At 62.3% G+C, this 25227-nt stretch carries 24 protein-coding genes and 1 other RNA gene; 10 read left to right on the forward strand and 15 right to left on the reverse strand.

Going from position 1 to position 25227, the window contains the following annotated elements; genetic code table 11:
* Nucleotides 1-113 precede the first annotated feature (113 nt).
* From dapB to grpE, 4 genes are all read right to left on the reverse strand, one after another.
* Complete coding sequence (gene dapB, locus IEC33019_RS23520) at nt 114-920, reverse strand: 4-hydroxy-tetrahydrodipicolinate reductase (protein WP_070092237.1); 807 nt, start codon at nt 918-920, stop codon at nt 114-116.
* A 13-nt stretch (nt 921-933) separates the two neighbouring features.
* Nucleotides 934-2058 (reverse strand): molecular chaperone DnaJ, encoded by a 1125-nt coding sequence (gene dnaJ, locus IEC33019_RS23525; protein ID WP_070092236.1) that lies wholly within the window; start codon nt 2056-2058, stop codon nt 934-936.
* Between the two features lie 207 nt (nt 2059-2265).
* Entirely contained in the window at nt 2266-4191 is a 1926-nt protein-coding gene (gene dnaK / locus IEC33019_RS23530) for a molecular chaperone DnaK (protein WP_070092235.1), read from the reverse strand.
* Nucleotides 4192-4292: 101 nt separating this feature from the next.
* The gene (gene grpE / locus IEC33019_RS23535; RefSeq protein ID WP_070092234.1) at nt 4293-4847 is read right to left on the reverse strand and encodes a nucleotide exchange factor GrpE; all 555 of its coding nucleotides are present in this window, start codon (nt 4845-4847) and stop codon (nt 4293-4295) included.
* Nucleotides 4848-5041: 194 nt separating this feature from the next.
* Here grpE and recN point away from each other — a divergent pair, with 194 nt between their 5' ends.
* The gene (recN, locus tag IEC33019_RS23540) at nt 5042-6715 is read left to right on the forward strand and encodes a DNA repair protein RecN (protein ID WP_070092233.1); all 1674 of its coding nucleotides are present in this window, start codon (nt 5042-5044) and stop codon (nt 6713-6715) included.
* 167 nt (nt 6716-6882) lie between these two features.
* Here the strand turns inward: recN and fur are convergent, their stop codons facing one another.
* On the reverse strand, nt 6883-7287 hold the full coding sequence (gene fur / locus IEC33019_RS23545) for a ferric iron uptake transcriptional regulator (RefSeq protein WP_043210124.1): 405 nt from the start codon (nt 7285-7287) through the stop codon (nt 6883-6885).
* A 97-nt stretch (nt 7288-7384) separates the two neighbouring features.
* On the opposite strand from fur, the gene IEC33019_RS23550 reads away from it, so the two are divergent.
* Nucleotides 7385-7915 carry an outer membrane protein assembly factor BamE gene (locus IEC33019_RS23550; RefSeq protein WP_070092232.1) on the forward strand — a complete coding sequence of 177 codons (531 nt, stop codon included), beginning with the start codon at nt 7385-7387 and terminating at the stop codon, nt 7913-7915.
* Nucleotides 7916-8007: 92 nt separating this feature from the next.
* Here the strand turns inward: IEC33019_RS23550 and IEC33019_RS23555 are convergent, their stop codons facing one another.
* Entirely contained in the window at nt 8008-8316 is a 309-nt protein-coding gene (locus IEC33019_RS23555; RefSeq protein WP_070092231.1) for an RnfH family protein, read from the reverse strand.
* The gene (locus IEC33019_RS23560; protein WP_070092230.1) at nt 8309-8743 is read right to left on the reverse strand and encodes a type II toxin-antitoxin system RatA family toxin; all 435 of its coding nucleotides are present in this window, start codon (nt 8741-8743) and stop codon (nt 8309-8311) included. Before IEC33019_RS23560 ends, IEC33019_RS23555 begins: the two co-directional genes overlap by 8 nt.
* A 163-nt stretch (nt 8744-8906) precedes the next feature.
* On the opposite strand from IEC33019_RS23560, the gene smpB reads away from it, so the two are divergent.
* The gene (gene smpB / locus IEC33019_RS23565; RefSeq protein WP_070092229.1) at nt 8907-9389 is read left to right on the forward strand and encodes an SsrA-binding protein SmpB; all 483 of its coding nucleotides are present in this window, start codon (nt 8907-8909) and stop codon (nt 9387-9389) included.
* Between the two features lie 131 nt (nt 9390-9520).
* Here the strand turns inward: smpB and IEC33019_RS23570 are convergent, their stop codons facing one another.
* Nucleotides 9521-10288 (reverse strand): FCD domain-containing protein, encoded by a 768-nt coding sequence (locus IEC33019_RS23570; protein WP_070092228.1) that lies wholly within the window; start codon nt 10286-10288, stop codon nt 9521-9523.
* Nucleotides 10289-10541: 253 nt separating this feature from the next.
* On the opposite strand from IEC33019_RS23570, the gene IEC33019_RS23575 reads away from it, so the two are divergent.
* The 5 genes from IEC33019_RS23575 (at nt 10542) to ssrA (ending at nt 17265) form a co-directional block, all read left to right on the forward strand.
* The gene (locus tag IEC33019_RS23575; RefSeq protein WP_070092227.1) at nt 10542-12212 is read left to right on the forward strand and encodes a lactate permease LctP family transporter; all 1671 of its coding nucleotides are present in this window, start codon (nt 10542-10544) and stop codon (nt 12210-12212) included.
* Nucleotides 12213-12274: 62 nt separating this feature from the next.
* Entirely contained in the window at nt 12275-13420 is a 1146-nt protein-coding gene (lldD, locus tag IEC33019_RS23580; RefSeq protein ID WP_070092226.1) for an FMN-dependent L-lactate dehydrogenase LldD, read from the forward strand.
* A 74-nt stretch (nt 13421-13494) separates the two neighbouring features.
* Nucleotides 13495-16305 carry an FAD-binding and (Fe-S)-binding domain-containing protein gene (locus IEC33019_RS23585; RefSeq protein ID WP_099593956.1) on the forward strand — a complete coding sequence of 937 codons (2811 nt, stop codon included), beginning with the start codon at nt 13495-13497 and terminating at the stop codon, nt 16303-16305.
* Between the two features lie 185 nt (nt 16306-16490).
* Nucleotides 16491-16784, forward strand: a complete 294-nt coding sequence (locus IEC33019_RS23590; protein WP_099593959.1) for a hypothetical protein — start codon at nt 16491-16493, stop codon at nt 16782-16784.
* Between the two features lie 89 nt (nt 16785-16873).
* Nucleotides 16874-17265, forward strand: a transfer-messenger RNA (tmRNA) gene (gene ssrA / locus IEC33019_RS23595).
* A gap of 59 nt (nt 17266-17324) precedes the next feature.
* On the opposite strand, the gene IEC33019_RS23600 is transcribed toward ssrA, so the two are convergent.
* From IEC33019_RS23600 to IEC33019_RS23630, 7 genes are all read right to left on the reverse strand, one after another.
* Nucleotides 17325-17777, reverse strand: coding sequence for a hypothetical protein (locus IEC33019_RS23600; RefSeq protein ID WP_244509739.1), 453 nt, complete (start codon nt 17775-17777; stop codon nt 17325-17327).
* A gap of 59 nt (nt 17778-17836) precedes the next feature.
* Nucleotides 17837-18055: a hypothetical protein gene (locus IEC33019_RS23605; protein ID WP_070092222.1), complete on the reverse strand. Its 219-nt coding sequence runs from the start codon at nt 18053-18055 to the stop codon at nt 17837-17839.
* A gap of 142 nt (nt 18056-18197) precedes the next feature.
* Nucleotides 18198-19592: a GABA permease gene (gabP, locus tag IEC33019_RS23610; RefSeq protein WP_070092221.1), complete on the reverse strand. Its 1395-nt coding sequence runs from the start codon at nt 19590-19592 to the stop codon at nt 18198-18200.
* Between the two features lie 346 nt (nt 19593-19938).
* Nucleotides 19939-20949 carry a zinc-dependent alcohol dehydrogenase family protein gene (locus IEC33019_RS23615; protein ID WP_070092220.1) on the reverse strand — a complete coding sequence of 337 codons (1011 nt, stop codon included), beginning with the start codon at nt 20947-20949 and terminating at the stop codon, nt 19939-19941.
* Nucleotides 20950-21010: 61 nt separating this feature from the next.
* On the reverse strand, nt 21011-21601 hold the full coding sequence (locus IEC33019_RS23620; protein ID WP_070092219.1) for an HAD family hydrolase: 591 nt from the start codon (nt 21599-21601) through the stop codon (nt 21011-21013).
* Entirely contained in the window at nt 21598-22467 is an 870-nt protein-coding gene (tesB, locus tag IEC33019_RS23625) for an acyl-CoA thioesterase II (RefSeq protein WP_070092218.1), read from the reverse strand. The genes IEC33019_RS23620 and tesB overlap by 4 nt, the downstream gene beginning before the upstream one ends.
* Nucleotides 22468-22562: 95 nt before the next feature.
* Nucleotides 22563-23132 (reverse strand): GNAT family N-acetyltransferase, encoded by a 570-nt coding sequence (locus IEC33019_RS23630; protein ID WP_070092217.1) that lies wholly within the window; start codon nt 23130-23132, stop codon nt 22563-22565.
* Between the two features lie 169 nt (nt 23133-23301).
* On the opposite strand from IEC33019_RS23630, the gene IEC33019_RS23635 reads away from it, so the two are divergent.
* Nucleotides 23302-23991, forward strand: a complete 690-nt coding sequence (locus IEC33019_RS23635; RefSeq protein ID WP_070092216.1) for a histidine phosphatase family protein — start codon at nt 23302-23304, stop codon at nt 23989-23991.
* Nucleotides 23992-24239: 248 nt separating this feature from the next.
* Nucleotides 24240-25154 (forward strand): histone deacetylase family protein, encoded by a 915-nt coding sequence (locus IEC33019_RS23640; RefSeq protein WP_070092215.1) that lies wholly within the window; start codon nt 24240-24242, stop codon nt 25152-25154.
* Nucleotides 25155-25227 lie beyond the last annotated feature (73 nt).

Raw genomic sequence — 25227 nt, forward strand, 5'->3', positions numbered from 1 at the left:
TGACCCCTTCGCAGGCGAACCCGCTCCCACAAGAACCGCGCCGCACGTGAACACAACGCTATTGCTGTAAGAGCGAGCTCGCCCGCGAAGCGCCAGCACCGCTCGGGCTTGCCTTAACGCAACTCGAGCACATCCTGCATGTCGTACAAGCCCGACTCGCGCCCTTCGAGCCACAGTGCGGCACGTACCGCCCCCCTGGCGAAGGTCATACGGCTGGAGGCCTTATGAGTGATCTCCACGCGCTCGCCTTCGGCGGCAAACAGCACGGTATGGTCTCCCACCACATCACCGGCACGCACGGTGGCAAAGCCGATGGTCTGACGATCACGAGCGCCGGTCTGACCCTCGCGCCCATAGACCGCCACCTCGCCCAGGTCACGACCCAGCGCCTGGGCAACCACCTCACCCATGCGCAAGGCAGTGCCCGATGGCGCGTCGACCTTGTGACGGTGGTGCGCCTCGATGATCTCGATATCCACCTCGTCGCCCAGCACGCGCGCCGCGGTATCCAGCAGCTTCAGGCAAAGGTTGACGCCGACACTGAAGTTGGCGGCAAAGACAATCGGGATCTCCTTGCCCGCCTCGGCCAGCTGTTCTTTTTCCTCTGGCGTGAAGCCGGTGGTACCGATCACCATCGCCTTGCCTGCCTTGCGGCAGAAGGCGAGGTTCTTCAGGGTCACCGAGGGGTGGGTGAAGTCGATCAACACATCGAACTCATCAGCGACCTTGGACAAATCGCTGGAGATTTCCACGCCAATTCGACCCAGCGCCGCCAGCTCGCCGGCATCGGCGCCGACCAAAGAGCTGTCCGGACGATCGATGGCCGCTGTCAGCCCCGCCTGTGGCGCCTGTTGCTGCACGGCCTCGACGAGGGTCTTGCCCATCCGCCCAGCCGCGCCCATTACCGCAATACGTCGCATAGCCTGTTCCTTGTCAGAGATCGCCGAAGAAGCGCTTCACACCCTCGAACCAGCCACTGGCCTTGGGCGAATGAGAGCTGTCACCCTCTAGCGAGTCACGCAACTCCTCGAGCAGCTCGCGCTGGCGGCGACTGAGGTTGACCGGAGTCTCCACCGCCACACGGCACAGCAGGTCGCCAGCGCCACCACCGCGCACAGGGGCGACGCCCTTGCCACGCAGACGGAACTGCTTACCGGTCTGGGTGCCTTCCGGGATCTTGAGCTTGACCCGACCATCGAGAGTCGGCACCTCCAGCTCACCCCCCAGGGCCGCGTCGGTGTAGCTGATCGGTACCTCACAGTACAGATGCTTGCCGTCGCGCTGGAAAATGGCGTGCTCGCGCACACTGATGACCACATAGAGGTCGCCGGTGGGACCACCATGGGTACCTGCTTCACCCTCGCCGGACAGGCGAATGCGATCACCGGTGTCGACACCTGCCGGCACCTTGACCGACAGCGTCTTGTACTCCTCGACACGACCTTCGCCATGGCAGGAGCCGCAAGGGTCAGTGATGATCTTGCCCTGGCCATGGCAGCGCGGGCAGGTTTGCTGCACCGAGAAGAAGCCCTGCTGCATGCGCACCTGGCCGATGCCGCCGCAAGTCGGACAGGCCGACGGCGTCGACCCCTTCTTCGCACCGGAACCATCGCAAGGCTTGCAATTGACCAGGGTCGGAACCCGGATGCTGACCGTGGTGCCGCGCACGGCCTCCTCGAGATTCAGCTCCAGGGTGTAACGCAGGTCGCTGCCGCGCTGCGCGCCGCCACGGGAACCACCGCGACCGCCGCCAAAGAAGTCACTGAAGACATCGCCGAAGATGTCCGAGAAGTTGGCACCGCCAAAGCCGGCACCGCCACCACCCATGCTCGGATCGACGCCGGCATGGCCGTACTGGTCGTAGGCTGCACGCTTGCTGGCATCGGACAGCACCTCGTAAGCCTCGTTGGCTTCCTTGAATTTGTCTTCCGACTCCTTGTCACCCGGGTTGCGGTCAGGGTGATACTTCATCGCCAGGCGGCGATAGGCCTTCTTGAGATCGCCTTCACTGGCGCCACGCTCGACACCCAGGACCTCATAAAAATCACGCTTTGCCATAGGTCATTGCACTCTTGGGGGCATTCGGCGCGCTCATGCGCTTGTCGCGCCACGCCGTCAGCACCTGCCACCACACGAATGCGCCCTGACAGATGCTGTAAAAATTCTCGTATTCCAGACACGCCAACGCGGGAGCAAGCCCCCGCGCGGCAACATCCTACCAGCTCACCGACAACCGACGGTGAGCTGGCCGACAACATGCAGGGATTACTGCTTGTTGTTGTCTTTTACTTCTTCGAACTCGGCGTCAACCACGTCATCGTGCTTGGCTTCCGGCTCGGCCTGCTGTGCGCCGCCCTGAGGCTGCTCGGCCTGCTGCTCGGCATACATCTTCTGGGCAACCGGCGCGGAGACCTTGGACAACTCCTCGACCTTGGCGTCGATGGCAGCCTTGTCGTCGCCCTTCAGGGCAGCTTCCAGGGCAACCACGGCCGCTTCGATCGCCGCCTTTTCTTCAGCGGTGGCCTTGTCACCTGCGTCGGTGACCATCTTGCGGGTCGAGTGAACCAGCGCATCACCCTGGTTACGGGCAGCGGCCAACTCTTCGAACTTGCGGTCTTCCTCGGCATTGGCCTCAGCGTCACGCACCATGCGCTCGATTTCCTCGTCGGACAGACCCGAGTTGGCCTTGATCACGATCGACTGGGACTTGCCAGTGGCCTTGTCCTTCGCGCTGACGTGCAGGATACCGTTGGCGTCGATGTCGAAGGTCACTTCGATCTGCGGAACACCACGCGGAGCCGGCGGAATGTCGGCCAGGTCGAATTTACCCAGCGACTTGTTCTGCGCAGCCTGCTTACGCTCACCTTGCAGCACGTGAATGGTCACGGCGTTCTGGTTGTCGTCGGCCGTCGAGAACACCTGCGACTTCTTGGTCGGGATGGTGGTGTTCTTCTCGATCAGCGCAGTCATCACGCCACCCATGGTTTCGATACCCAGGGTCAGCGGGCTGACGTCCAGCAACAGAACGTCCTTGACGTCACCAGCCAGGACCGCGCCCTGGATGGCAGCACCCATGGCGACCGCTTCATCCGGGTTGACGTCCTTGCGAGCTTCCTTGCCGAAGAAGTCGGCAACGGCCTTCTGCACCAGCGGCATACGGGTCTGGCCACCGACCAGGATCACGTCGTCGATCTTGCTGGCGTCGATGCCGGCGTCCTTCAGGGCGATGCGGCAAGGCTCGATGGTACGGTTGACCAGGTCTTCGACCAGCGACTCCAGCTTGGCGCGGGAAATCTTCACGTTCAGGTGCTTAGGACCGGTCGCGTCTGCAGTGATGTACGGCAGGTTGACGTCGGTCGACTGAGCGGAAGACAGCTCGATCTTGGCCTTTTCAGCGGCTTCCTTCAGACGCTGCAGAGCCAGTGGATCGTTCTTCAGGTCCATGCCGGACTCTTTCTTGAACTCGTCGACGAGGTAGTCGATCAGGCGCATGTCGAAGTCTTCGCCACCCAGGAAGGTGTCGCCGTTGGTGGCCAGTACTTCGAACTGGTGCTCACCATCGACTTCGGCGATTTCGATGACCGAAACGTCGAAAGTACCACCACCCAGGTCATAGACGATGACAGTGTGGTCGCCCTTGGCCTTGTCCATGCCGTAGGCCAGTGCAGCGGCGGTCGGCTCGTTGATGATGCGCTTGACGTCCAGACCGGCGATACGACCGGCATCCTTGGTGGCCTGACGCTGGCTGTCGTTGAAGTAGGCCGGCACGGTAATGACCGCTTCGGTCACTGGCTCGCCGAGGTAGTCTTCGGCGGTCTTCTTCATTTTCTTCAGGACTTCGGCGCTGATCTGCGGCGGAGCCATTTCTTTACCGCTGGCTTCGACCCAGGCGTCACCGTTGTTGGCCTTGACGATCTTGTATGGCACCAGCTTGATGTCTTTCTGCACAACGTCTTCTTCGAAGCGACGGCCGATCAGGCGCTTCACCGCGAACAGCGTGTTATGCGGGTTGGTGACGGCCTGGCGCTTGGCCGACTGGCCGACCAGAATCTCGCCATCGTTGGCGTAGGCCACGATCGAAGGGGTGGTACGCGCACCTTCGGCGTTCTCGATGACCTTGACGTTACCGTTTTCCAGGATGGAGACGCACGAGTTGGTGGTCCCCAGGTCGATACCGATGATTTTGCCCATGTTTACTCTCCCGAAACTTGAATTTGGTTGCAGCGGCTACATTGGCCAACTGCGGTAATACTTGAATGCTTGACACCTAGATGGGGATGCCCGGAAGGATTTCAAGCCTTTTCATCAATCGACGGCTGGGGGGCCGCCGGCGCCTTGCTCACCACCACCATCGCGGGGCGCAGCAGGCGACCGTTGAGCAGATAGCCCTTCTGGAAAACCTTGAGCACGCTGTTCGGCTCGACTTCGGCACTCTCCTGCATGGCCATGGCCTGGTGATGCTCGGCGTTGAACGGTTCGCCGTGCGGGTCGACTGGCTCGAGGTTGTAGCGCTTGAGGGTGTCGTGGAACATCTTCAGAGTCAGCTCGATGCCTTCGCGCATCGGCTTGATGGTCTCGTCGTCGGCACTGGACAGCTCCAGACCACGCTCCAGACTGTCAATCACCGGCAGCAGGTCGCCAGCGAACTTCTCCAGGGCAAACTTGTGGGCCTTCTCGACATCCTGCTCGGCGCGACGGCGGATGTTCTGCAGATCGGCGGCAGCACGCAGGGACTGATCCTTGGCGGCAGCCAGCTGCTCCTCGAGCACTTGGACGCGAGCACCGAGATCCTCTGCACCAGCCTCTTCGGCGTTAAGGTTCTTCTCATCCAGCTGTTCGTCAGCCATTAGGTTTCTCCTCCGCAATTTCTGATGTGCGAGCGCAGGCTCGTCTTGTCTTGCCGGCTATATGGGGCCGGAAAAACCAGCTTCAAGGGCCTGCTCGGTTTTCCCCTGACAATACTGATCGCCAGGCGGGCATTGTCAGCCTGGCAAAAAGCACTGTATAAATAACCAGACACGACCCTTCGGGAGCCGCCCTCATGCTGGTGCACCTGTCCATTCACAACTACGCCATCGTCGAACACCTCGACCTCGAACTTGCTCGCGGCATGAGCGTGATCACTGGCGAGACCGGCGCCGGCAAATCGATCATGCTAGACGCCCTCGGCCTGGCCCTGGGCGATCGCGCCGACAGCGGCGTGGTACGCCCCGGCGCGGACAAGGCGAACATCCTCGCCACCTTCGATCTTGACGAGATCCCCGAGGCCCGCACCTGGCTCGCCGAGCGCGACCTGGACACCACCGGCCCGTGCATCCTACGCAGGGTCATCACCGCCGAAGGGCGAAGCCGCGGCTATATCAATGGCACGCCTTCTCCTCTGGGGGACCTCAAAGCACTGGGCGAGCTGCTGATCGATATCCACAGCCAGCACGAACATCAGTCCCTGCTCAAGACCGATACCCACCGCCGCCTTGTGGACGAGTATGCGGGTGTCATCGATCTGGCCCGCCAGGTACACCTGGCCGCCCAACGCTGGCGTCAGACCCGCCAGGAGTTGGAGCGCCTGTCCAACTCCGGTGACGAGCAACGCGCTCGCCACCAACTGCTCAGTTATCAACTCGAAGAGCTGGACAACCTTGGTCTTGGCGAAAACGAACTGGAGCAGCTGGAGCAGGAACACAAAAACCTGACCAACGCCGAGGCCCTGTTCGGCATCTGTCGCCAGGTCATCGACCATTGCAGCGAAAGCGATTCGGGCAATGTACTCAGCGCACTGACCGCCAGCCTTAATCGCCTGACCGCCGTGAGCAATGCGCCCAAGGCCTTGGGCGAGGCGGCCAACCTGATCGCCAGCGCACAGATCCAGGTCGAGGAAGCCGTGGGCGAACTCAACCGCTTCCTCGATCACTTCGATGCCGACCCCATGCGCCTGCAAGCCCTGGAAGAACGCCTCGATACCATCTATACGCTGGCCCGCAAGCACCGCGTGCACCCAACCGAGCTGCCACATCTGCAACAGCGCCTGATGGACGAGCTGGAAGGGCTCAACGCCAGCGACGAATCGATCGAACGCCTGGGCCAGGAACTGGCCGCCTATGCCCAGCATTACCAGGCCAAAGCCCTTGAGCTCAGCGCCCTGCGCCAGCAGGCAGCCCAGCAGCTTGCCACGGCCGTCGAGCAGGAGATCCAGCGCCTGGGCATGCCAGGCGGGCGTTTCTGCATCGAGCTCACGCCCCATGAAAGCAACGAGCCTTCGCCCCACGGCCTAGAGGTGGTCGAGCTGCTGGTCAGCGCCAACCCGGGCCAGCCGCTCAAGGGCCTGGCAAAAGTGGCGTCGGGGGGCGAGCTGTCACGGATAAGCTTGGCGATCCAGGTGATCACCGCACAGACCTCGCGCATTCCCACCCTGGTGTTCGACGAAGTGGACGTCGGTATCGGCGGCCCTACTGCCGAAATTGTCGGCCAGCTATTACGTCGGCTGGGCGAGCGCGGCCAGGTACTGACCGTGACCCACCTCCCTCAGGTAGCTGCCCAGGGGCATCATCATCTGTTCGTGCACAAGGTGCGCAACAGCGAAACCACCCACACCGCCGTTGCCAAGCTGGGCAAGCGCGAGCGGGTCGAGGAGGTTGCGCGCATGCTAGGCGGCATCGACCTCACCAAAGAGTCGCTGGCCCATGCGCGCAAGATGGTAGTCACAGGGAAAGCCTGAGCACCTCTCGAGATCGAAGGCCAATCCAGCCCTGCGTAGCAACTATCTTGTCCTGCGGCGCCCTTTTCGCGGGTCTACCCATGTATCACGCCGACACTTGGCGCTCGATGAGCCGAAAAACAAAAGGCGACCCGAAGGTCGCCTTTGTTTTGATAACGATAGAATCGTTACTTTTTCTTACGCACGTAGAGGACCAGGTTGTGGTCCACCAGTTCGTAGCCGTGTTGGGCAACGATCTCTTTCTGGCGCTTTTCGATCTCGGTATCCACGAACTCGATGACTTCACCAGAGTCCACATTGACCATATGGTCGTGGTGACCGCCGTCAGCCAGCTCGAAGACCGCATGACCGCCGTCGAAGTTGTGGCGAACCACCAGACCCGCCGCTTCGAACTGGGTCAGTACGCGATACACGGTTGCCAGACCGACATCTTCACCGGCTTCCATTAGCGCCTTGTAGACATCTTCGGCACTCATGTGGCGCTGCTCGGTGGAGTCGAGCATCTGTAGAATCTTGACTCGAGGCAGGGTCACCTTGAGACCGGCTTTGCGCAATTCGCTATTTTCAACCATGGTCAGCTTTCTCGCCGATGCTGCTTCGCAGCTTCTCTTAATACGGGTATGATCGGGGTTTACGTTGTCCAGCCAAGATAGTGGAAGTCGCCCACCGATGCAAAACACCAAGCTCTTGCTAACCAGCCTCACCCTCGTGGGACTGCTCGCACTCGCCGGTTGCTCGTTTCCCGGGGTTTACAAAATCGACATCCAGCAGGGCAATGTCGTTACGCAGGACATGATAGACCAATTGCGCCCCGGAATGACCCGTCGCCAAGTAAGGTTTATCATGGGCAACCCACTGATTCAGGACACGTTCAACACCAATCGCTGGGATTACCTCTACAGCCTGCAACCTGGCGGCGGCCAGCGTCAGCAAGAGCGCATGAGCATCTTCTTCAATGAGAGCGATCAGTTGGTCAGCCTGTCCGGCGACTTCATGCCAGGCGTGAGCCGCGACCAGGAAATCCTTGGCGGCAGCGGCGACACCACCGTCAGCCCAGCCACTCAACCGAACCAGCCAAGCCAACCGGAAGAAAAACCGGCCAAGCCCGGCTCACTGGAAGAGTCGATCCAGAAAGAAATCGACACCATCGAGACCACGCCGGTCCCGACGCCAGCACCGCTGGAAACCTCCCCGCAGTAATCGCGGCGAACACAAAAAAGCCCGGGCCATGCCTGGGCTTTTTATTGCCTGTCCGATTTAACGGCCACGTGCGCCCCCTACACGCATCAGGCTTACCCCTGCCGGGCAGCTCTCACCTTGGCAGCGCGCTGCTTGCGCACTTCTTTCGGATCCACCAGCAACGGCCGGTAGACCTCCAAGCGGTCCCCCTCCTCGACCTGATGCACTAGCGGATCACTGACCACCTTGCCGAAGATCCCCACCGGGCAAGCCTCAACGTCCAACCCCGGCACGTGCTCGGCGAGCCGAGAGCGGAGCAACGCCTGGCGCACGGTCGCGCCTGCGGGCACAACGCATGTCAGCAGCCACTGACGCTCGGCAGTGGCGTATACCACTTCGATATTCAGGCCTGCCTCAGCCATTGAGTTGCTTGGCCCGCTGACAGAACGCATCGACCAAGGTATTGGCCGCCTGGTTGAACAAGGGGCCAAGGGTGGCGCGCACCAGCGGGCCGGCGTAGTCGAAGGACAGGTCAAGGCTGATCTTGCAGGCTTTTTCGCCCAGCGCCTTGAACACCCAGAGACCGTGCAACTGGGTGAATGGCCCTTCTTCCAGATTCATCTCGATCGACTGCCCAGGCACCAGCACATTACGCGTGACGAACTGCTGACTCATGCCGCCCTTGGCCACCTCCAGCTTCGCCCGCATGTGCGTGTCGCTGGCTTCGATCACGGTCGAAGCCGAGCACCACGGCAGGAACTTCGGGTAGCTGGCCACATCGTTCACCAGATCGTAGAGCGCCTGGGCAGGGTACGGCAGCAGGGCAGAGCGTTGAATATGGGTAGTCATCCAGGCGTCACTTCCAAGGCAGGGCGGCAGCGCTTTCTCAGCACGTCGAAAACAGTTCCGCTCAAGGGAACAGGCTCTGCATTGTCCGGGATTCATCCTACAGGCTCAAGCACACCTAAACCCCGTAGCCGCCGACGCAGCGACTGCCTATAATGCGGCCCCTATGGCTAAGCAAAAGAAACATCCGACCGGGACCATCGCGCAAAACAAAAAAGCGCGACACGATTACTTCATCGAACATAAGTTCGAGGCCGGACTGGTCCTGTCCGGTTGGGAAGTAAAGAGCCTGCGGGCCGGCAAGGCGCACCTGACCGACAGCTACGTGCTGCTCAAGGATGGCGAAGCCTGGCTGTTCGGCAGCCACATCACCCCGCTGACCACCGCCAGCACCCACGTCATCGCCGACCCCACTCGCACACGCAAGCTGCTGCTGAACAAGCGTGAGCTCGAGCGCGTGGAAGCTGCCGTGGCACAGAAGGGCTACACCTGTGTGGCCCTCTCGCTGTACTGGAGCAAGCACCTGATCAAGTGCGAAATCGCGCTGGGCAAGGGCAAGAAGGAGTACGACAAGCGCGACACCCTGCGCGAGCGCGACTCCAACCGCGAGATCCAGCGCACGATGCGCAACAAGGGCAAGGGCGAGTAAGCCCTCCCGGCCTTGTGCAGGCCGCTTCGCGGGTAAACCCACTCCCACCGGGGCTGCGCGCGCTCTGAATACTGCGGCATTCCTGTGAGAGCGGGTTTACCCGCGAAGGGCCCAACACAAAGCAACCCATCTCAACGCCCGCTGCGTCGCTCCGCCCGCGCCACTCGCTGCGCCTCCTCTTGCGCTTCCTCGAGCACTTCCTGCACATACAGAATGTGCCGGCTCGATACCTCCCGCGCATCTTGCGCCCTACCCTCGATGATCGCCTGGTACAGCTCGCGATGCTGGCTGATCAGCATGTCGCGGGTCTCGCTGCGCTGCTGGTACATGCCGCCAATGTTGGTCACCACGTTGCGCTTGAGCAGGTCGAACAAGCCACGGATGGTATGAAGAAGCACCGCATTATGACTGGCCTCGGCAATCGCCAGATGGAAGCGCGCATCGGCCGCGCCCTCCTCCGCCCGACTGACTTCGTCGACACGGGTGTAGCAGTCCTGCAGCACGTCGAAGGCCGCCTTTAGCCGCTCACGGTCCGGCTCAGTGGCGCGCTGGGCTGCATAGTAGGCGCAGGATGCCTCCAGGGTATGGCGAAACTCCAGCAGGTCGCGTTGGGCCTCAGGGTTGCGCTCGAGCAATTGCAACAGCGGGTCGCTGAACGTCGACCCCAGCGCCTCGGCCACATAGTTGCCACCGCCCTGGCGGCTGACCAGCAACCCTTTGGCCACCAGTTTCTGGATCGCCTCGCGCAACGAAGGACGGGACACGCCAAACTGCTCGGCCAGCACCCGCTCGGCCGGCAAACGCTGCCCTGAAGTCAGCGTGCCTTCGAGAATCATCCCTTCCAATCGATCGACGATATCGTCGGACAGGCGCCGTTGGCGGACCTGATCAAAAACCATCACATGCTCTCCACAATCCCCGCGCATTCCGGGGGCGTCTATTCTCGCCGATCCATGGCGTATCGACACCCACCAGTTGACGATTTCCCCTACCTATCAGGCAGCCATTCATCGGCCTGCGACCAAAGTTTTCCCCGAGACAAATTGACACGGCCTCGATGGCGCTTTTAACCTAGCGACCAGCCATTGTAAATTGGTCTTACCAATTATCCAATGCCAGCGCCTGACCAACAACAATTAGGGGCCACCCCATATGCAAACCTGGCAACAACTCTATAGCCCGCTTGGTAGTCTTGGCCTGTCCGCACTGGCGGCGGTCATCCCCATCGTGTTCTTCTTCCTGGCCTTGGCGGTGTTCCGCCTCAAAGGTCACGTCGCTGGCAGCATCACGCTTGTCCTGTCGATCCTGGTCGCGATCTTCGCCTTCCAGATGCCTGTCGATATGGCCCTGGCCGCTGCAGGCTATGGCTTCCTCTATGGCCTGTGGCCGATTGCCTGGATCATCGTCGCCGCGGTGTTCCTCTACAAACTCACAGTCAAGAGCGGCCAGTTCGAAGTGATCCGAAGCTCCGTACTGTCGATCACTGACGACCAGCGCCTGCAGGTCCTTTTGATCGGCTTCTGCTTCGGCGCCTTCCTCGAAGGCGCGGCCGGCTTCGGTGCCCCGGTGGCCATCACTGCCGCACTGTTGGTGGGCCTGGGCTTCAATCCACTGTACGCTGCGGGCCTGTGCCTGATCGCCAACACCGCACCCGTGGCGTTCGGCGCCCTCGGCATCCCGATCATCGTTGCCGGGCAAGTCACGGGGATCGACGCCTTCCACATTGGCGCGATGACCGGTCGCCAACTGCCGCTGCTGTCACTGTTCGTGCCGTTCTGGCTGGTATTCATGATGGATGGCCTGCGCGGCGTGAAGGAAACCTGGCCTGCCGCCCTGGTAGCCGGCCTGAGCTTCGCCGTCACCCAGTACTTCACCTCGAACTTCATCGGCCCGGAGTTGCCGGACATCACCTCGGCCCTGGCCAGCCTGGTCGCCCTGACCCTGTTCCTGAAGGTCTGGCAGCCCAAGCGCTCGTTCGCCGAAGCCAAAGGCAGCGTCGGCGCCGCCGTGGTCAACAGTGGTGGCAGCCAGCCTTCGCCGTACAGCTTCGGCGAGATCTTCAAGGCTTGGTCGCCGTTCCTGATCCTGACCGTGCTGGTCACCATCTGGACCCTCAAACCGTTCAAGGCGGCCTTTGCCCCGGGCGGCGCGATGTACAACTTCGTATTCAACTTCGCCATCCCACACCTCGACCAGTTGGTGGTCAAGACCGCGCCGATCGTCACCGCACCTACCGCTATGCCGGCGGTGTTCAAACTCGATCCGATCTCCGCCACCGGCACGGCGATCTTCCTCTCGGCACTGATCTCGATGTGGGTCCTCAAGATCAACCTAAAAACTGGTCTGACCACTTTCAAAGAGACGTTCTGGGAGCTTCGCTGGCCGATCCTGTCGATCGGTATGGTCCTGGCCTTCGCCTTCGTCACCAACTACTCAGGCATGTCTTCGACCATGGCCCTGGTACTGGCCGGCACCGGCGCGGCATTCCCGTTCTTCTCGCCATTCCTGGGCTGGCTGGGCGTGTTCCTGACCGGTTCCGACACCTCGTCCAACGCCCTGTTCAGCTCGCTGCAGGCGACCACCGCACACCAGATCGGAGTCAACGACACCCTGCTGGTCGCCGCCAACACCAGCGGCGGCGTGACCGGCAAGATGATCTCACCACAGTCCATCGCCGTGGCCTGCGCCGCCACCGGGCTGGTAGGCAAGGAATCCGACCTGTTCCGCTTCACCGTCAAGCACAGCCTGTTCTTCGCCACCATCGTAGGCCTGATCACCCTGGTCCAGGCTTATTGGCTCACCGGCATGCTGGTTCATCACTAAAGTGAAAGGGGCCGGGCGCTTTGGCGCGCCCGGCAACGATCCCATCCACGCTGCGAGAATCCATGATCATTTCCGCCTCCACCGACTATCGCGCCGCGGCCCAACGCAAGCTGCCCCCGTTCCTCTTCCACTACGCTGACGGCGGTGCCTACGCCGAGTACACCTTGCGCCACAACGTCGAGGACCTGGCCAGCATCGCTCTGCGCCAGCGCGTGTTGAAGAACATGTCCGAACTGAGCCTGGAAACCCGGCTGTTCGACGAAACCCTGAGCATGCCCGTGGCCCTGGCACCGGTTGGCCTGACCGGCATGTACGCGCGCCGTGGCGAGGTCCAGGCCGCACGGGCGGCGGCGGCCAAGGGCATTCCCTTCACCATGTCGACGGTGTCGGTGTGCCCCATCGAGGAAGTCGCTCCCGCGATCGACCGGCCCATGTGGTTCCAGCTCTATGTCCTCAAGGACCGCGGCTTCATGCGCAACGCACTGGAGCGGGCGAAGGCCGCCGGGGTCAAGACGCTCGTGTTCACTGTCGACATGCCGGTCCCCGGCGCCCGCTACCGTGACGCCCACTCAGGCATGAGCGGCCCGAACGCACCGCTGCGTCGCATCTGGCAGGCCATGACCCATCCGCAATGGGCGCTGGATGTCGGCCTGCTGGGCCGTCCACACGATCTGGGCAATATTTCCAAATACCGTGGCAACCCCACGGGCCTGGCTGACTACATCGGCTGGCTGGGTGCCAACTTCGACCCGTCCATTTCCTGGAAGGATCTGGAGTGGATCCGTGAGTTCTGGGATGGACCGATGATCATCAAGGGCATCCTCGACCCCGAAGATGCCAAGGACGCAGTGAAGTTCGGAGCCGACGGCATCGTCGTTTCCAACCACGGCGGCCGCCAGCTCGACGGCGTGCTGTCCAGCGCCCGCGCCCTACCAGCGATCGCCGATGCAGTCAAAGGACAGATCAAGATTCTCGCCGACTCGGGCATCCGCAATGGTCTGGACGTGGTCCGCATGGTCGCCCTGGGGGCCGACACCGTGTTGATCGGCCGCGCCTTCCTCTACGCCCTCGCCACCCATGGCGAAGCCGGCGTGAAGAACCTGCTCGATCTGTTCGAGAAGGAAATGCGCGTGGCCATGGTGCTGACCGGTGCCAAATCCATCAGCGAAATCACCCGCGATTCGCTGGTTCGCGAACTGGGCGCCTGACGCCTGCACGACACACCGCCTGATTGCCCGGGGTACGCATCGCGACAGACGCTGCGGCCCCGCGAGGAGATTGCATGAGCTTGCCCGCCGCGTTCCTCCGAGATGTCGAGCGCCTGATTCCCGCCGAGCGCCGCTTCGACGACCCGACCTCGACCCTGGCGTTCGGTACCGATGCCAGCTTCTATCGGCTCATCCCCAAGTTGGTGGTTCGTGTCGAGTCCGAGGACGAGGTGGTTGGCCTATTGCAGTTGGCACAGCGCGACCGCGTCCCGGTCACCTTCCGCGCCGCGGGCACCAGCCTGTCCGGTCAGGCCATCAGCGATTCGGTGCTGATCGTTCTGGGCGATGACTGGAACGATCGCCAGATTCGTGGCCAGGGCGAGCAGATCCGCCTGCAACCCGGCGTCATCGGCGCCCAGGCCAATGCCTGGCTAGCCCCCTACGGCCGCAAGATCGGCCCGGACCCAGCCTCGATCAACGCCTGCAAGATCGGCGGCATCGTGGCCAACAATGCCAGCGGCATGTGCTGTGGCACCGCCCAGAACACCTACCACACCCTGGCCGGGATGCGCCTGGTGCTGGCCGACGGCACCTGCCTGGACAGCGAGGACCCCGCCAGTGTCGCCGCTTTCCGCCAAAGCCATGCTTCTCTGCTGGACGAACTCGCCCGCCTGGGACACGAGACCCGTGCCAACACCGCATTGGCTGAACGCATTCGGCACAAGTACCGGCTGAAGAACACCACCGGGCTGTCGCTCAATGCGCTGGTGGACTACGACCAGCCGCTGGATATCCTCCAACACCTGCTGGTCGGCTCCGAAGGCACCCTGGGATTCATCAGCGCGGTCACCTACGACACCGTGCCCGATCACCCACACAAGGCCAGCGCACTGCTGGTCTTCCCCACGGTGGAAAGCTGCTGCCGCGCCGTGACCGTGCTCAAACCGCAACCCGTGTCAGCCGTCGAACTGCTCGATCGACGCAGCCTGCGCTCGGTCCAGGACATGCCCGGCATGCCTGCCTGGGTAAAGGGGCTGTCGGCCAACGCCTGCGCCTTGCTGATCGAGTCCCGCGCCGCCAGCCAGAGCCTGCTGCATGAACAGCTTGGCCAGGTCATGGCCTCCATCGCCGAGTTCCCCCTGGAGCAACGCGTGGACTTCAGCGAAGACCCGGCGGTGTACAACCAGCTGTGGAAGATCCGCAAGGACACCTTCCCCGCCGTTGGCGCGGTGCGCCAGACCGGCACCACGGTGATCATCGAGGATGTGACCTTCCCCATCGAGCAACTGGCCGAGGGGGTCAATCGCCTGATCCAGCTGTTCGACAAACACTGCTACGACGAGGCGATCATCTTCGGCCATGCCCTTGAGGGCAACCTGCACTTCGTCTTCACCCAGGGCTTCAACAGCCCCGAAGAAGTGGCGCGCTACCAGGCCTTCATGGATGACGTGGCACAGCTGGTAGCCGTGGAGTTCGGGGGTTCGCTCAAGGCCGAGCATGGCACCGGACGCAACATGGCGCCCTTCGTCGAGCTCGAATGGGGCCAGGACGCCTACCAGTTGATGTGGAAGCTCAAGCGCCTGCTCGACCCCAGCGGCATCCTCAACCCTGACGTGGTGCTCAGTGAAGATCCGGACATCCACCTCAAGCACCTCAAGCCCCTGCCGGCCGCCGACGAGATCGTCGACAAGTGCATCGAGTGCGGCTTCTGCGAACCTGTGTGCCCGTCCAAGGGACTAACCCTGAGCCCACGCCAGCGCATCGTCATGTGGCGTGATATCCAGGCCAAGAAGCGCGCCGGTATCGATATTCGCGAACTGTTGAAAACCTACCAGTACCAGGGCATAGACACCTGCGCCGCCACGGGTCTGTGCGCCCAGCGCTGCCCAGTGGGCATCAACACCGGCGAGCTGGTGAAAAAGCTGCGCGGCCAGGCCGCCGAGCACGGCAAGGCGGCCGACTGGCTCGCCGAGCATTTCACCACTGCCCTGCGCGGCACCCGCCTCACCCTGGCCGCCGCCAACGGTGCACGCAAACTGCTGGGTGCCCCGCGCCTGGGCCGCTTGAGCGCCTCCCTGCGCAAGGCCAGCCATGGTCGGCTGCCCCAGTGGCCCCCCGCCATGCCCCAGCCGGTACGCGCCATCGACATCGGCCCGGCGAGCAACGACGCACGGCCACGGGTGGTGTACCTGGCCGCTTGTGTCTCGCGGGTGATGGGCCCGGCAGTTGGGGATCGGGAACAAAGCTCGCTGCTGGACAAGACGCGCACCCTGCTGGAAAAAGCCGGCTACCAGGTGGTGTTCCCCGAGAACGCCGACAGCCTGTGCTGCGGCCAGCCGTTCGCCTCAAAAGGCTATGCAGAGCAGGCCGAGCACAAGCGCCAGGAGCTGATCAACGCGCTATTGCACGCCAGCCGCGGCGGCCTCGACCCGATCTATTGCGACACCAGCCCCTGCACCCTGCGCCTGGTCCAGGACTTGGCCGACACCCGCCTGGACCTGTATGACCCGGTGCGCTTCATCCGTACTCACCTGCTCGAGCGCCTGGAGTTCACCCCTCAGGATGAACCGGTGGCCGTGCATGTGACCTGCAGCACCCAACACCTGGGCGAGAGCCAGGCGCTGATCGACCTGGCGCGACGCTGCAGCAAGCAGGTGGTGGTCCCCGAGGGCATCCATTGCTGCGGTTTCGCCGGCGATAAAGGTTTCACCACGCCGGAACTCAATGCCCACTCGCTGCGCAGCCTCAAGGACGCCGTGCAGTACTGCAGCGAAGGAATCTCCACCAGCCGCACTTGTGAGATCGGGCTGTCCAGCCACAGCGGCATCGACTATCACGGACTGGTTTACCTGGTGGACCGCGTCACACGTCCACGCAGCCTCTGATGTCGCTGAGGCCACCTAGTGGCCTCTTTATCGATGAACCCGCCTTCCACTGTGTGGAGCGGGTTTACCCGCGAAGAAGACACCACGCTTCCAGACACTAGCGCCACCAAATGGAACCCTGGCAAAGCCCGCGCAGTCCATCGTTACAGGCCCACCTACCAGAGGCCGTCACGAGGAGACACCCCATGAAAGGTACTGCGCTTTCCGCCCTGTTCGCGGCCGCAACCCTGCTGGCCTCGCCGGTGTTCGCCGACGAAGACCTCTGCACCACCAACCTGCAAAAAATCGACGACAACATGGCCACCCTCGGCACGACCTCCGAAGGCTTGGACAAAGCCATCACCGAGCGCGTCGACAAGGCCAAGGCCGCTCAGGCTTCCGGCGACACCAAGGAATGCATCGCCATCACCAGCCAGGTGCTCGAGCGCATGGAAAAATCCGAGAAAGGCAGTGGCTCCAGCAGCGGCAGCGGCTCCTGACGCGCAATCGGCGCAACTGTCGACGCATGGCACGCAAAGGCGTATACTGCGCTCACGTGTCGAAAGGCACGTCAGCTAGAGCTGAGTGTGGGGCCGATTAGGATTCGACGCCGGTATCGAAACTCTAGGTGCATGCCGAGTTGGTAACAGAACTCGTAAATCCACTGTTGCAACTTTCTATAGTTGCCAATGACGAAAACTACGAGGGCTACGCTCTCGCTGCGTAAGCAGCTGAGCCCGCTCTCCTGGTAGCTTCGGCTCCAGCAATCACCAGGGGATGCCTGTAAACCCGAAGTGATTGTCATACAGAACAGGATCGCCGCGTAGTACGTTGTGGACGAAGTGGCTAAAACTTACACAACTCGTCCAAAGCACCCTGCCCGTCGGGCGGCTGCGGATTAACTCAATAGACACGGCTAAGCATGTAGTACCGACAGCGGAGGACTGGCGGACGGGGGTTCAAATCCCCCCGGCTCCACCAATCACGCAAAAGGCACCTGGTCACCCAGGTGCCTTTTTTATGCCTGCATGCTGGCTCGATCAGCCTTCGGCCTGATCTTTCAGATCATCCAGCGCATCCACGATCGCTTCGTCGTTGTCGGACATCGCATCCTGCATGTCTTGCATCATGGTCTTCTGCACCTCGACCACTTTAAGCGCCAGCTCACGACCGTCCTTGGACCCCAAGATGATTGCCATCGCTTGTTCCGGGTGTTGGTTGGCGCGGATCATCAGGTCCAGCTCATCATCATCGAAGTGATCGGCATAGACCTCGACCATCGCGTCTTTCAAGGCGTCCTGCGGCAGGTTCTGGCGGACCACGTTGCGAATCTGCTCACGCCCGAGCATTGGGTACTGGTTGGCGTAGGCGGACGATGCAATGTCCACGATCACGCCATACTGCTCAGTCAGCCCTGTAGTCTTGATGAGCTCCTCAGCCTTGTCCTTGCTCGAGCCACAGCCCGTCAGCATGGCCGCACAGGCGGCAGCCATGACCAGTGTCCTTAAATCCATGAGTCCGATGTCCTTGTCTTGCGAGAGAGAAACCGCGCCTAGCGGCGATTGAGATGAAGGCCGACGATGACCACGAGCAGGACGATGACGCCCAGCACCGCGCCAACGGCAGGGAACATCGCCGCAGGCCAGATCACGCCACGACCGAGGTTGTAGGCGAAACTGAAGTGGGAGTATTGGCCGAACAGCCAGGAGTAGAGGGTATAGATCAGGCCGATGGCGAAGTAACCGGCAATGAGTTTTCCCTTGAGCGACATGGAGCTTCCTTATAGATGATGGCGCCATTGAACTGTTTCAAAAATTATCACCACAGTGATAGCAATTCAATGTCATCTATAAAGCTGCCGAGTCGAGAGCTGAGACGGCAATGCCATCAAAGCTCCCGCTCGGGCTTGCGGATCACCCCATCGAACGCACACCTACTTCCCCGCGCGCCTGCCCGCGAGTGGTGACAATCCCCAGGAAGGAAATCACCAATGCCAGGCCCAAGGTCGCCGTCACCTCTGCGCGGTGCTCCTCGGTGAACATCATCACGCCCAGGGCACAGGCGATGAAGATGATCACAGCCCAGGTCAGGTACGGGAACAGCCACATGCGGAACTTGAGCTCCGTGCTCTCGCGCTCCAGGCGGCGACGCATGCGCAGTTGGGAAATGGCGATGACCATGTACACCAGCAAGGCAATGGCACCGGAACTGGCAAGCAGAAACTCGAAGACACCCTTGGGCGCGAAGTAGTTGAGGATGGCGATGGCCGCACCGATCAGGGTGCTGCCGAACACCGCGGCGCGAGGTACGCCGACGCTGTTGGTCTTGTTCAGAATCGCCGGGGCGTCGCCGCGCTTGGCCAGGGAATACATCATCCGCGAGGCGATGTAGATCGAGGAGTTCATGCAACTGGTCACGGCCACCAACACCACCAGATCGACCATGAAGGCCGCATTGGGGATGTTCATGATTTCCAGGGCTCGCTGATAGGAACCCACCACCGCCAGTTGTGGGTCGTTCCACGGCACGACGGAGATGATCACGAAGATCGACAGGATGTAGAAGGTACTGATTCGCCAGATTACCGAACGGGTGGCCTTGGCGATGTTACGCGAAGGATCGCTGGATTCGGCGGCGGCGATGGTCACCGCCTCGGTGCCGATGAAGCTGAACATCACGGTGATGAAGGCGCCCACCACGGCGGACCATCCCTTTGGCGTGAAGCCACCGTGCTCGGCCATCAGCGTGCTCAGGCCGCTGACTTCACGGTTGGGCAGCCAACCCATCAGGGCGGCGAAGCCCAGGCCGATGAAACCGAGAATGGCCGTGACCTTGAGGATCGCGAACCAGAACTCGAACTCACCGTACTTGGCCACACTGAACAGGTTGGTGCCGGCCAGCAGCACAACCGAAAGCAGGGCGAAGATCCAGCTGTCCACCTGGGGGAACCAGGCATTGAGCACGTGCCCGGCGGCCAGGGCTTCGATCGGGATCACCAGGACCCAAAACCACCAGTACAGCCAACCAATGGTGTAACCGGCCCAGCGGCCGATGGCCTGTTCGGCGTAAGTGGAGAAAGAGCCGGTGTCAGGATGGGCGACTGCCATTTCACCGAGCATGCGCATGACCAGTACCACCAGGGTCCCGGCCACGAAATAAGAAAGAATGGTCGCCGGCCCGGCTGCCGCAATAGCGTGCCCTGAGCCTACGAAAAGTCCGGCCCCGATGATGCCAGCGATGGACAGCATCGTTACATGACGTGGCTTGAAACCTTGTGCAAGGTTGCCATCAGATCCCACGGTGTTCATTGATCTTGTTCTCTTTTTGCTGACACAAGGAAAGGACGGGCAGAGGTAGGCGAACAACTTCTCCTTTGAAAGAACGGTGACACAGCGCATCGCTTACGTGGTGTTGTTGAGGTTTTCACGTATCCAGGGCGACGCACCGACAAAATGCGGGGTCCACTTTAAGCCCGGGGGGGCGGCGGCAAAATACTCGAAAACGCCACGCAACTGTTCGATCACGACATGGCTTTGTTATGCAGGTCACGGTATCGAACAGCCCGCAATGAAGGCTCTGGAACGGGCGTTCCAGCAATGAGTGTGGGGTTTCTACAGACGAGGCCAGGGCCGCTTTGCGGCCCCAACTACAGACTCAGAAGGTCAGGCAGATCTTGCCGAAATGCTTGTTGCTTTCCTGATAGCGGAACGCCTCGACGATCTGCTCAAGCTCGAAGTGCTTGTCCACCACAGGCCGCAGGCCATTGGCGTCGATCGCCCGGATCATTGCCTGCTGTTGGGCGCGACTGCCCACCAGCACGCCTTGCAGGCGGATCTGGCGCACCAGCGCCTGGACCAGCGGCAACTGCCCGGCAACCCCGGTGAGGATGCCGATCAACGAGACGTGACCGCCGATACGCGCGGCGATCATCGACTGCTCAAGGGTCGCCGGCCCGCCGACTTCGATCACATGATCGACACCACGGTTATCGGTGAGCTCACGCACCTTCTCGCCCCACGCCGGGGTGCTGCGGTAGTTGATCAAATGATCGGCGCCCAAAGCCTTGAGGCGCTCGAGCTTGGCATCGCTGGAGGAGGTAGCGATCACCGTGGCGCCGGCCAGCTTGGCGAACTGCAAAGCGAAGATCGACACACCGCCAGTGCCCTGTACCAGCACGGTATCGCCCGGCTTGAGGTGATCATCGCTCATCAAGGCACGCCAGGCGGTAAGACCAGCGGTGGTCAAGGTGGCCGCCTCGGCGTGGCTATAGCCTTTGGGCGCCAAGGTGAAAGCGGTGGCACGGGCGGTCACCTGCTCACGGGCGTAACCATCGATACCATCGCCGGGCACCGTGGCGAAGCCCTCCACATTCGCCTGGCCATCGAGCCAGCCGGGGAAGAACGTGCTCACCACAGCGTCCCCCACCTGGAATTCGCTGACACCTGGCCCGACCGCGACCACCTCGCCTGCGCCATCGGCCATGGGAATGCGCCGTTCGCTCGACCCCCACATGCCGCTCACCACAGCAAAGTCGTGGTAGTTGAGAGAACTGGCGTGCAGGCGCACGGTGATTTCGCCGGTCTGCGGCGCACGCGCCTCGCTGGTCCCTACCTGGACGTTGTCGTAACCGCCACCGGGTTGCACATAGATGGCCTTGTTGCTCATCACGAAATCTCCTTGAGGGATCGAAAAACCAACATTGCAGATTAGACCGGTCTGGGCAGGATCAACCGAGCAACAATTTCAGAGCGCGGCAATCGGCGGCATGCCAGTCCGCCAGCTCCGGCCAGGGATTGTCCGGGAGATTGACCAGCACCGTGCGCGCCCCTGCGGCGCGACCACAGTCCAGGTCGAAACGGTAGTCGCCTACCATCACCAGTGAAGCAGGCGACACGTCCCAAGCGTGGGCGATTTTCAGCAAACCGTCAGGGCTGGGCTTGGGCGCGGCTTCGTCGCGACCGAGGATGTGTTCGACAGCGAAGCAGTCCGCCAAGCCGATGGCCTCGAGGGTGACGTGCGCCAGCTCCCGTGCATTGCGAGTGAGAATGCCCAGTTGGCATCCCCTTCCAGCCAGCTCGCGCACCAGCTCCACAGCCCCTTCAGCCGGCCGGGAGGCAATCGCCAGGTCACGCTCGTGCTCAAGCAACCAGGCATGTTTGGCCGCGGCCTCCTCGGCCGGCAAAGCCGCCAGATGGGTGAGGATGTCGTGCTCGGGCGGTATGCCCAACGCCTGGCGAATGGCCGCGAAATCATGCACGGCCACCGTGAGCGTACCGTCCATGTCGAACACCCAATGGCGGATGCTCCCCAGGCTCATACCCAATCCTCACGGTGGCGGATCAAACCTTCCTGGGTCGAAGAGGCCACCAACTGACCCGCGCGGTTGAAGATGCTGCCACGGTTGAAGCCCCGGGCGTTGCCCGCCCAAGGGCTGTCGGTGGCGTACAGCAGCCATTCATCGGCACGCAGGTTGCGGTGGAACCACAACGAATGGTCGAGGCTGGCGATCTGCATGTCCTTCTGCCACACCGATTTGCCATGGGGCAGCAGCGAGGTGGTCAGCAGGCCGAAGTCCGAGGCGTAGGCCAACAGGTACTTGTGCAGGGCCGGCATGTCCGGCAGCTCGCCGTCGGCACGGAACCAGGCGTACTTGATCGGATCGCCTGGTTTGGGGTTGAACGGGTCGCGCTCGGTGATCGGACGGATCTCGATGGGTTTGGCGCACAGTACCTTGTCGCGAATGCGCTCGGGCAGGTGCTCGGCCATGGCGCTCGCCAGCTCGACTTCGCTGGGCAGGTTTTCCGGACCAACCACATCGGGCATCGGCGCCTGGTGTTCGAAGCCACCCTCGTCGTACTGGAACGAGGCGCTGCACGTGAAAATCGGCTGCCCCTTCTGGATCGCCGTCACCCGCCGAGTGCTGAAGCTGCCACCGTCGCGCACGCGATCGACCGAATACACCACTGGCATGCTGGCATCGCCCGGGCGCAGGAAGTAACCGTGCAATGAATGCACATGGCGCGCCTCTTCGACGGTCTGGCTGGCTGCCGATAGCGACTGGCCAAGCACCTGTCCGCCGTACAACTGGCGGAAACCGAGGTCCTGGCTGCGGCCACGGAACAGGTTCTCTTCGATGGACTCGAGGCTCAGCAAGTCGACCAGGTCGTCCAATACATGGCTCATGGGGGATTCTCCTAGCAAGGCATCACGGCTCTACGGCGCTCTCATGTGTGCAAATGATACAGGGTTTGTCATTCGCGCCCTGCATGGCACGCCATTCAGCCACGCAAGGTCTGTTGCCAACGCGCGCGATCGATGCGGTACAGCACATGAGGGCGCAGGGGGTGACCGACGGCCAGGCGGGGATGCTCGAAGCTGCCGGCAAGGTCCTGGACCATGCCGATGGCCTGCATGACCTTCTGCGACGGCAGGTTCCCTTCGGTAGTGAACGACACCACTTCATCCAGGTGCAATTGGGCGAAAGCACAACGCAGGCAGGTCCAGGCCGCCTCGCTGGCAAAGCCCAGGCCCCAATGACGCCGGGCCAGGCGCCAGCCGATCTCCACGGCCGGACCGAACGGCGCGTCGAAATTGACATTCAGCAGCCCCGTCATGCCGATGAAGGCCCCGCTGTCCTTGCGCTCCAGGGCCCACAGACCAAAACCGTACTCATTGAAATGCCCACGAATCCGCCCGATCAGCGCCGCCGACTCAAGGCGCGTCATCGGTGCCGGAAAATAGCGCATCACCTGCGGGTCGGCGCACAGCGCGGCGAACTCGCGCAGATCGTCGTCCTGCCATTGGCGCAACACCAGCCGTGCGCTTTCCAGTTCGAGGATGGGGGTCATCAGGGGGGCTCCGAGTTCGCGGTCATGCAGTGTACAGCGTAGGCGCCGGCGCGCCTTTGGTACTGTGAATGCAATTTTCACACGCACTTCACTGGCCTCCGACAGCTCGCTTCGCACAATGCCGCCAAACCCCGCGGCCCACGGCTGCGTTCTTTCATTGGAGTGAAGCATGCAGCCGAGCAACACCCTGCAAAAATCCGCCGTACACACGCCCCCCAAACGACGACGTTACTCGCGCAAGGCGATCGGCGCAGCCGCCGGCCTGCTGTTGGTGCTGGCCGGGCTGACCACCTGGCTTTCGACGAGGACGCACATCGTGGATCTTGGCAACGAGCAACAGCTCAGCGACAGCGGGTTGCTGCAGGATTGGGCGCAAGGCGCGGTGATCGTGATGATCCGCCACGCCGAGCGTTGCGACAGCGCCCCCGGCCCGTGCCTGGACGACCCGACCGGCATCACCGTCGCCGGTAGCCAGGCCGCCACCCGCGTCGGCCAGGGCCTGCAGCAATTGGGCCTGGACACTGCCGACCGGTACAGCAGCCCTAAACTGCGCACCCGCCAGACCGCGCACTTCATCCTCGGCCAGGCTGTGCCCAGCGAAGCCTGGCTGGAAAACTGCGACAGCCAGTTCGCCGACGAGGCCCTCGCCCGCAAGCGCCCGGGCCACAATCTGGTTCTGATCACGCATAACGGCTGCATCGATCACTTCCAGCGTCAATTGCACGTGCCGGGGGGTGAACGTGAGAGCGGCTATGCCAGCGCGCTGTTCGTCTCGGTGGACAGCAACGGCAAGGCTCGGATCCTCGGGCGCATGAACGAGCCCGACTGGCAGCGGGTGCTGGCCAGCGCTGGCAAGTAGGGCGCGGCGGTTAGCGCCCTGCGGTCTAACCACCGATGCATGGGTGAATTCACTGACGTATTCGCGGGTAAACCCGCTCCCACAAGGATCACCGCCAACCCTGTGGGCGGGTTTACCCGCGAATCGCCCGGCGCAGACATTCGACAAATGTGAATGATCCTTGGGGGTTATGTCGGGCTTCGCCAGCGATGGCGTCCCTCCCCCACTACTGGCAAGATCAGCCCCTGGCCCCCACCGCGATACCCTCCATGCCGTTGCCGCTGATCTACCACGACGACTACAGCCCGGCGTTTCCGCCCGAGCACCGCTTTCCGATGGACAAGTTCCGCCTGCTGCACGATCACCTGATCGACAGCGGTCTGGTCACGGACGCGCAGTTACTACGCCCGGAAATCTGCCCCAACGACATTCTCGCCCTGGCCCACGACCGCAGTTACATTGAGCGCTACATGCAGGGTGAGCTGTCCCGCGAGGATCAGCGCCGCCTGGGCCTGCCTTGGAGCGAGGCGCTGGCCCGGCGTACCGTTCGGGCGGTGGGCGGTTCGCTGCTGACCGCCGAAATGGCCCTGCGCCATGGCATCGCCTGTCATCTGGCCGGCGGTACTCACCACGCCCATTACGACCACCCGGCAGGTTTTTGCATCTTCAACGACCTGGCGGTGATCAGCCGCTACCTGCTCGAAGCCGGGCGAGTGCATCGGGTGCTGATCTTCGACTGCGACGTCCATCAGGGCGACGGCACCGCACGCATCCTCCATAACACCCCAGAGGCGATCACCGTGTCGCTGCACTGCGAGCAGAACTTCCCGGCGCGCAAGGCCCAAAGCGACTGGGACATCCCCCTGCCCCGAGGCATGGGCGACATGGCCTACCTGAAGGTCGTGGACGATGCCCTGAACTACCTGCTGCCGCTGTACCAGCCCGATCTGGTGCTGTACGACGCCGGCGTGGATGTGCACAAGGACGATGCCCTGGGTTACCTGCAATTGACCGACGAGGGCCTGGCCGCCCGAGATGAACGGGTGATGCGCCATTGCCTGGGCCGGGACATCCCCGTGGTTGGCGTGATCGGCGGTGGCTATAGCAAGGACCGCGAAGCCCTGGCCAGGCGCCATGGCATTCTTCATCACAGCGCAGCGCGGGTGCTGGGTTGTGCACAATGACTGTGGAGCCGCCTGTGGATAACCTGCGGGAAAGCCGCTGCAGGCCTTTAAATGCCTGACCCACAAGGCACTG

This window comes from Pseudomonas putida (assembly GCF_002741075.1).
GTDB lineage: Bacteria > Pseudomonadota > Gammaproteobacteria > Pseudomonadales > Pseudomonadaceae > Aquipseudomonas > Aquipseudomonas putida_T.

Bases quoted from the DNA above. Each gene is read 5' to 3' on its own strand.
- dapB (WP_070092237.1), bottom strand. From the start codon at position 920: ATGCGACGTATTGCGGTAATGGGCGCGGCTGGGCGGATGGGCAAGACC.
- dnaJ (WP_070092236.1), bottom strand. From the start codon at position 2,058: ATGGCAAAGCGTGATTTTTATGAGGTCCTGGGTGTCGAGCGTGGCGCC.
- dnaK (WP_070092235.1), bottom strand. From the start codon at position 4,191: ATGGGCAAAATCATCGGTATCGACCTGGGGACCACCAACTCGTGCGTC.
- grpE (WP_070092234.1), bottom strand. From the start codon at position 4,847: ATGGCTGACGAACAGCTGGATGAGAAGAACCTTAACGCCGAAGAGGCT.
- recN (WP_070092233.1), top strand. From the start codon at position 5,042: ATGCTGGTGCACCTGTCCATTCACAACTACGCCATCGTCGAACACCTC.
- fur (WP_043210124.1), bottom strand. From the start codon at position 7,287: ATGGTTGAAAATAGCGAATTGCGCAAAGCCGGTCTCAAGGTGACCCTG.
- IEC33019_RS23550 (WP_070092232.1), top strand. From the start codon at position 7,385: ATGCAAAACACCAAGCTCTTGCTAACCAGCCTCACCCTCGTGGGACTG.
- IEC33019_RS23555 (WP_070092231.1), bottom strand. From the start codon at position 8,316: ATGGCTGAGGCAGGCCTGAATATCGAAGTGGTATACGCCACTGCCGAG.
- IEC33019_RS23560 (WP_070092230.1), bottom strand. From the start codon at position 8,743: ATGACTACCCATATTCAACGCTCTGCCCTGCTGCCGTACCCTGCCCAG.
- smpB (WP_070092229.1), top strand. From the start codon at position 8,907: ATGGCTAAGCAAAAGAAACATCCGACCGGGACCATCGCGCAAAACAAA.
- IEC33019_RS23570 (WP_070092228.1), bottom strand. From the start codon at position 10,288: ATGGTTTTTGATCAGGTCCGCCAACGGCGCCTGTCCGACGATATCGTC.
- IEC33019_RS23575 (WP_070092227.1), top strand. From the start codon at position 10,542: ATGCAAACCTGGCAACAACTCTATAGCCCGCTTGGTAGTCTTGGCCTG.
- lldD (WP_070092226.1), top strand. From the start codon at position 12,275: ATGATCATTTCCGCCTCCACCGACTATCGCGCCGCGGCCCAACGCAAG.
- IEC33019_RS23585 (WP_099593956.1), top strand. From the start codon at position 13,495: ATGAGCTTGCCCGCCGCGTTCCTCCGAGATGTCGAGCGCCTGATTCCC.
- IEC33019_RS23590 (WP_099593959.1), top strand. From the start codon at position 16,491: ATGAAAGGTACTGCGCTTTCCGCCCTGTTCGCGGCCGCAACCCTGCTG.
- IEC33019_RS23600 (WP_244509739.1), bottom strand. From the start codon at position 17,777: ATGGCTGCCGCCTGTGCGGCCATGCTGACGGGCTGTGGCTCGAGCAAG.
- IEC33019_RS23605 (WP_070092222.1), bottom strand. From the start codon at position 18,055: ATGTCGCTCAAGGGAAAACTCATTGCCGGTTACTTCGCCATCGGCCTG.
- gabP (WP_070092221.1), bottom strand. From the start codon at position 19,592: ATGAACACCGTGGGATCTGATGGCAACCTTGCACAAGGTTTCAAGCCA.
- IEC33019_RS23615 (WP_070092220.1), bottom strand. From the start codon at position 20,949: ATGAGCAACAAGGCCATCTATGTGCAACCCGGTGGCGGTTACGACAAC.
- IEC33019_RS23620 (WP_070092219.1), bottom strand. From the start codon at position 21,601: ATGAGCCTGGGGAGCATCCGCCATTGGGTGTTCGACATGGACGGTACG.
- tesB (WP_070092218.1), bottom strand. From the start codon at position 22,467: ATGAGCCATGTATTGGACGACCTGGTCGACTTGCTGAGCCTCGAGTCC.
- IEC33019_RS23630 (WP_070092217.1), bottom strand. From the start codon at position 23,132: ATGACCCCCATCCTCGAACTGGAAAGCGCACGGCTGGTGTTGCGCCAA.
- IEC33019_RS23635 (WP_070092216.1), top strand. From the start codon at position 23,302: ATGCAGCCGAGCAACACCCTGCAAAAATCCGCCGTACACACGCCCCCC.
- IEC33019_RS23640 (WP_070092215.1), top strand. From the start codon at position 24,240: ATGCCGTTGCCGCTGATCTACCACGACGACTACAGCCCGGCGTTTCCG.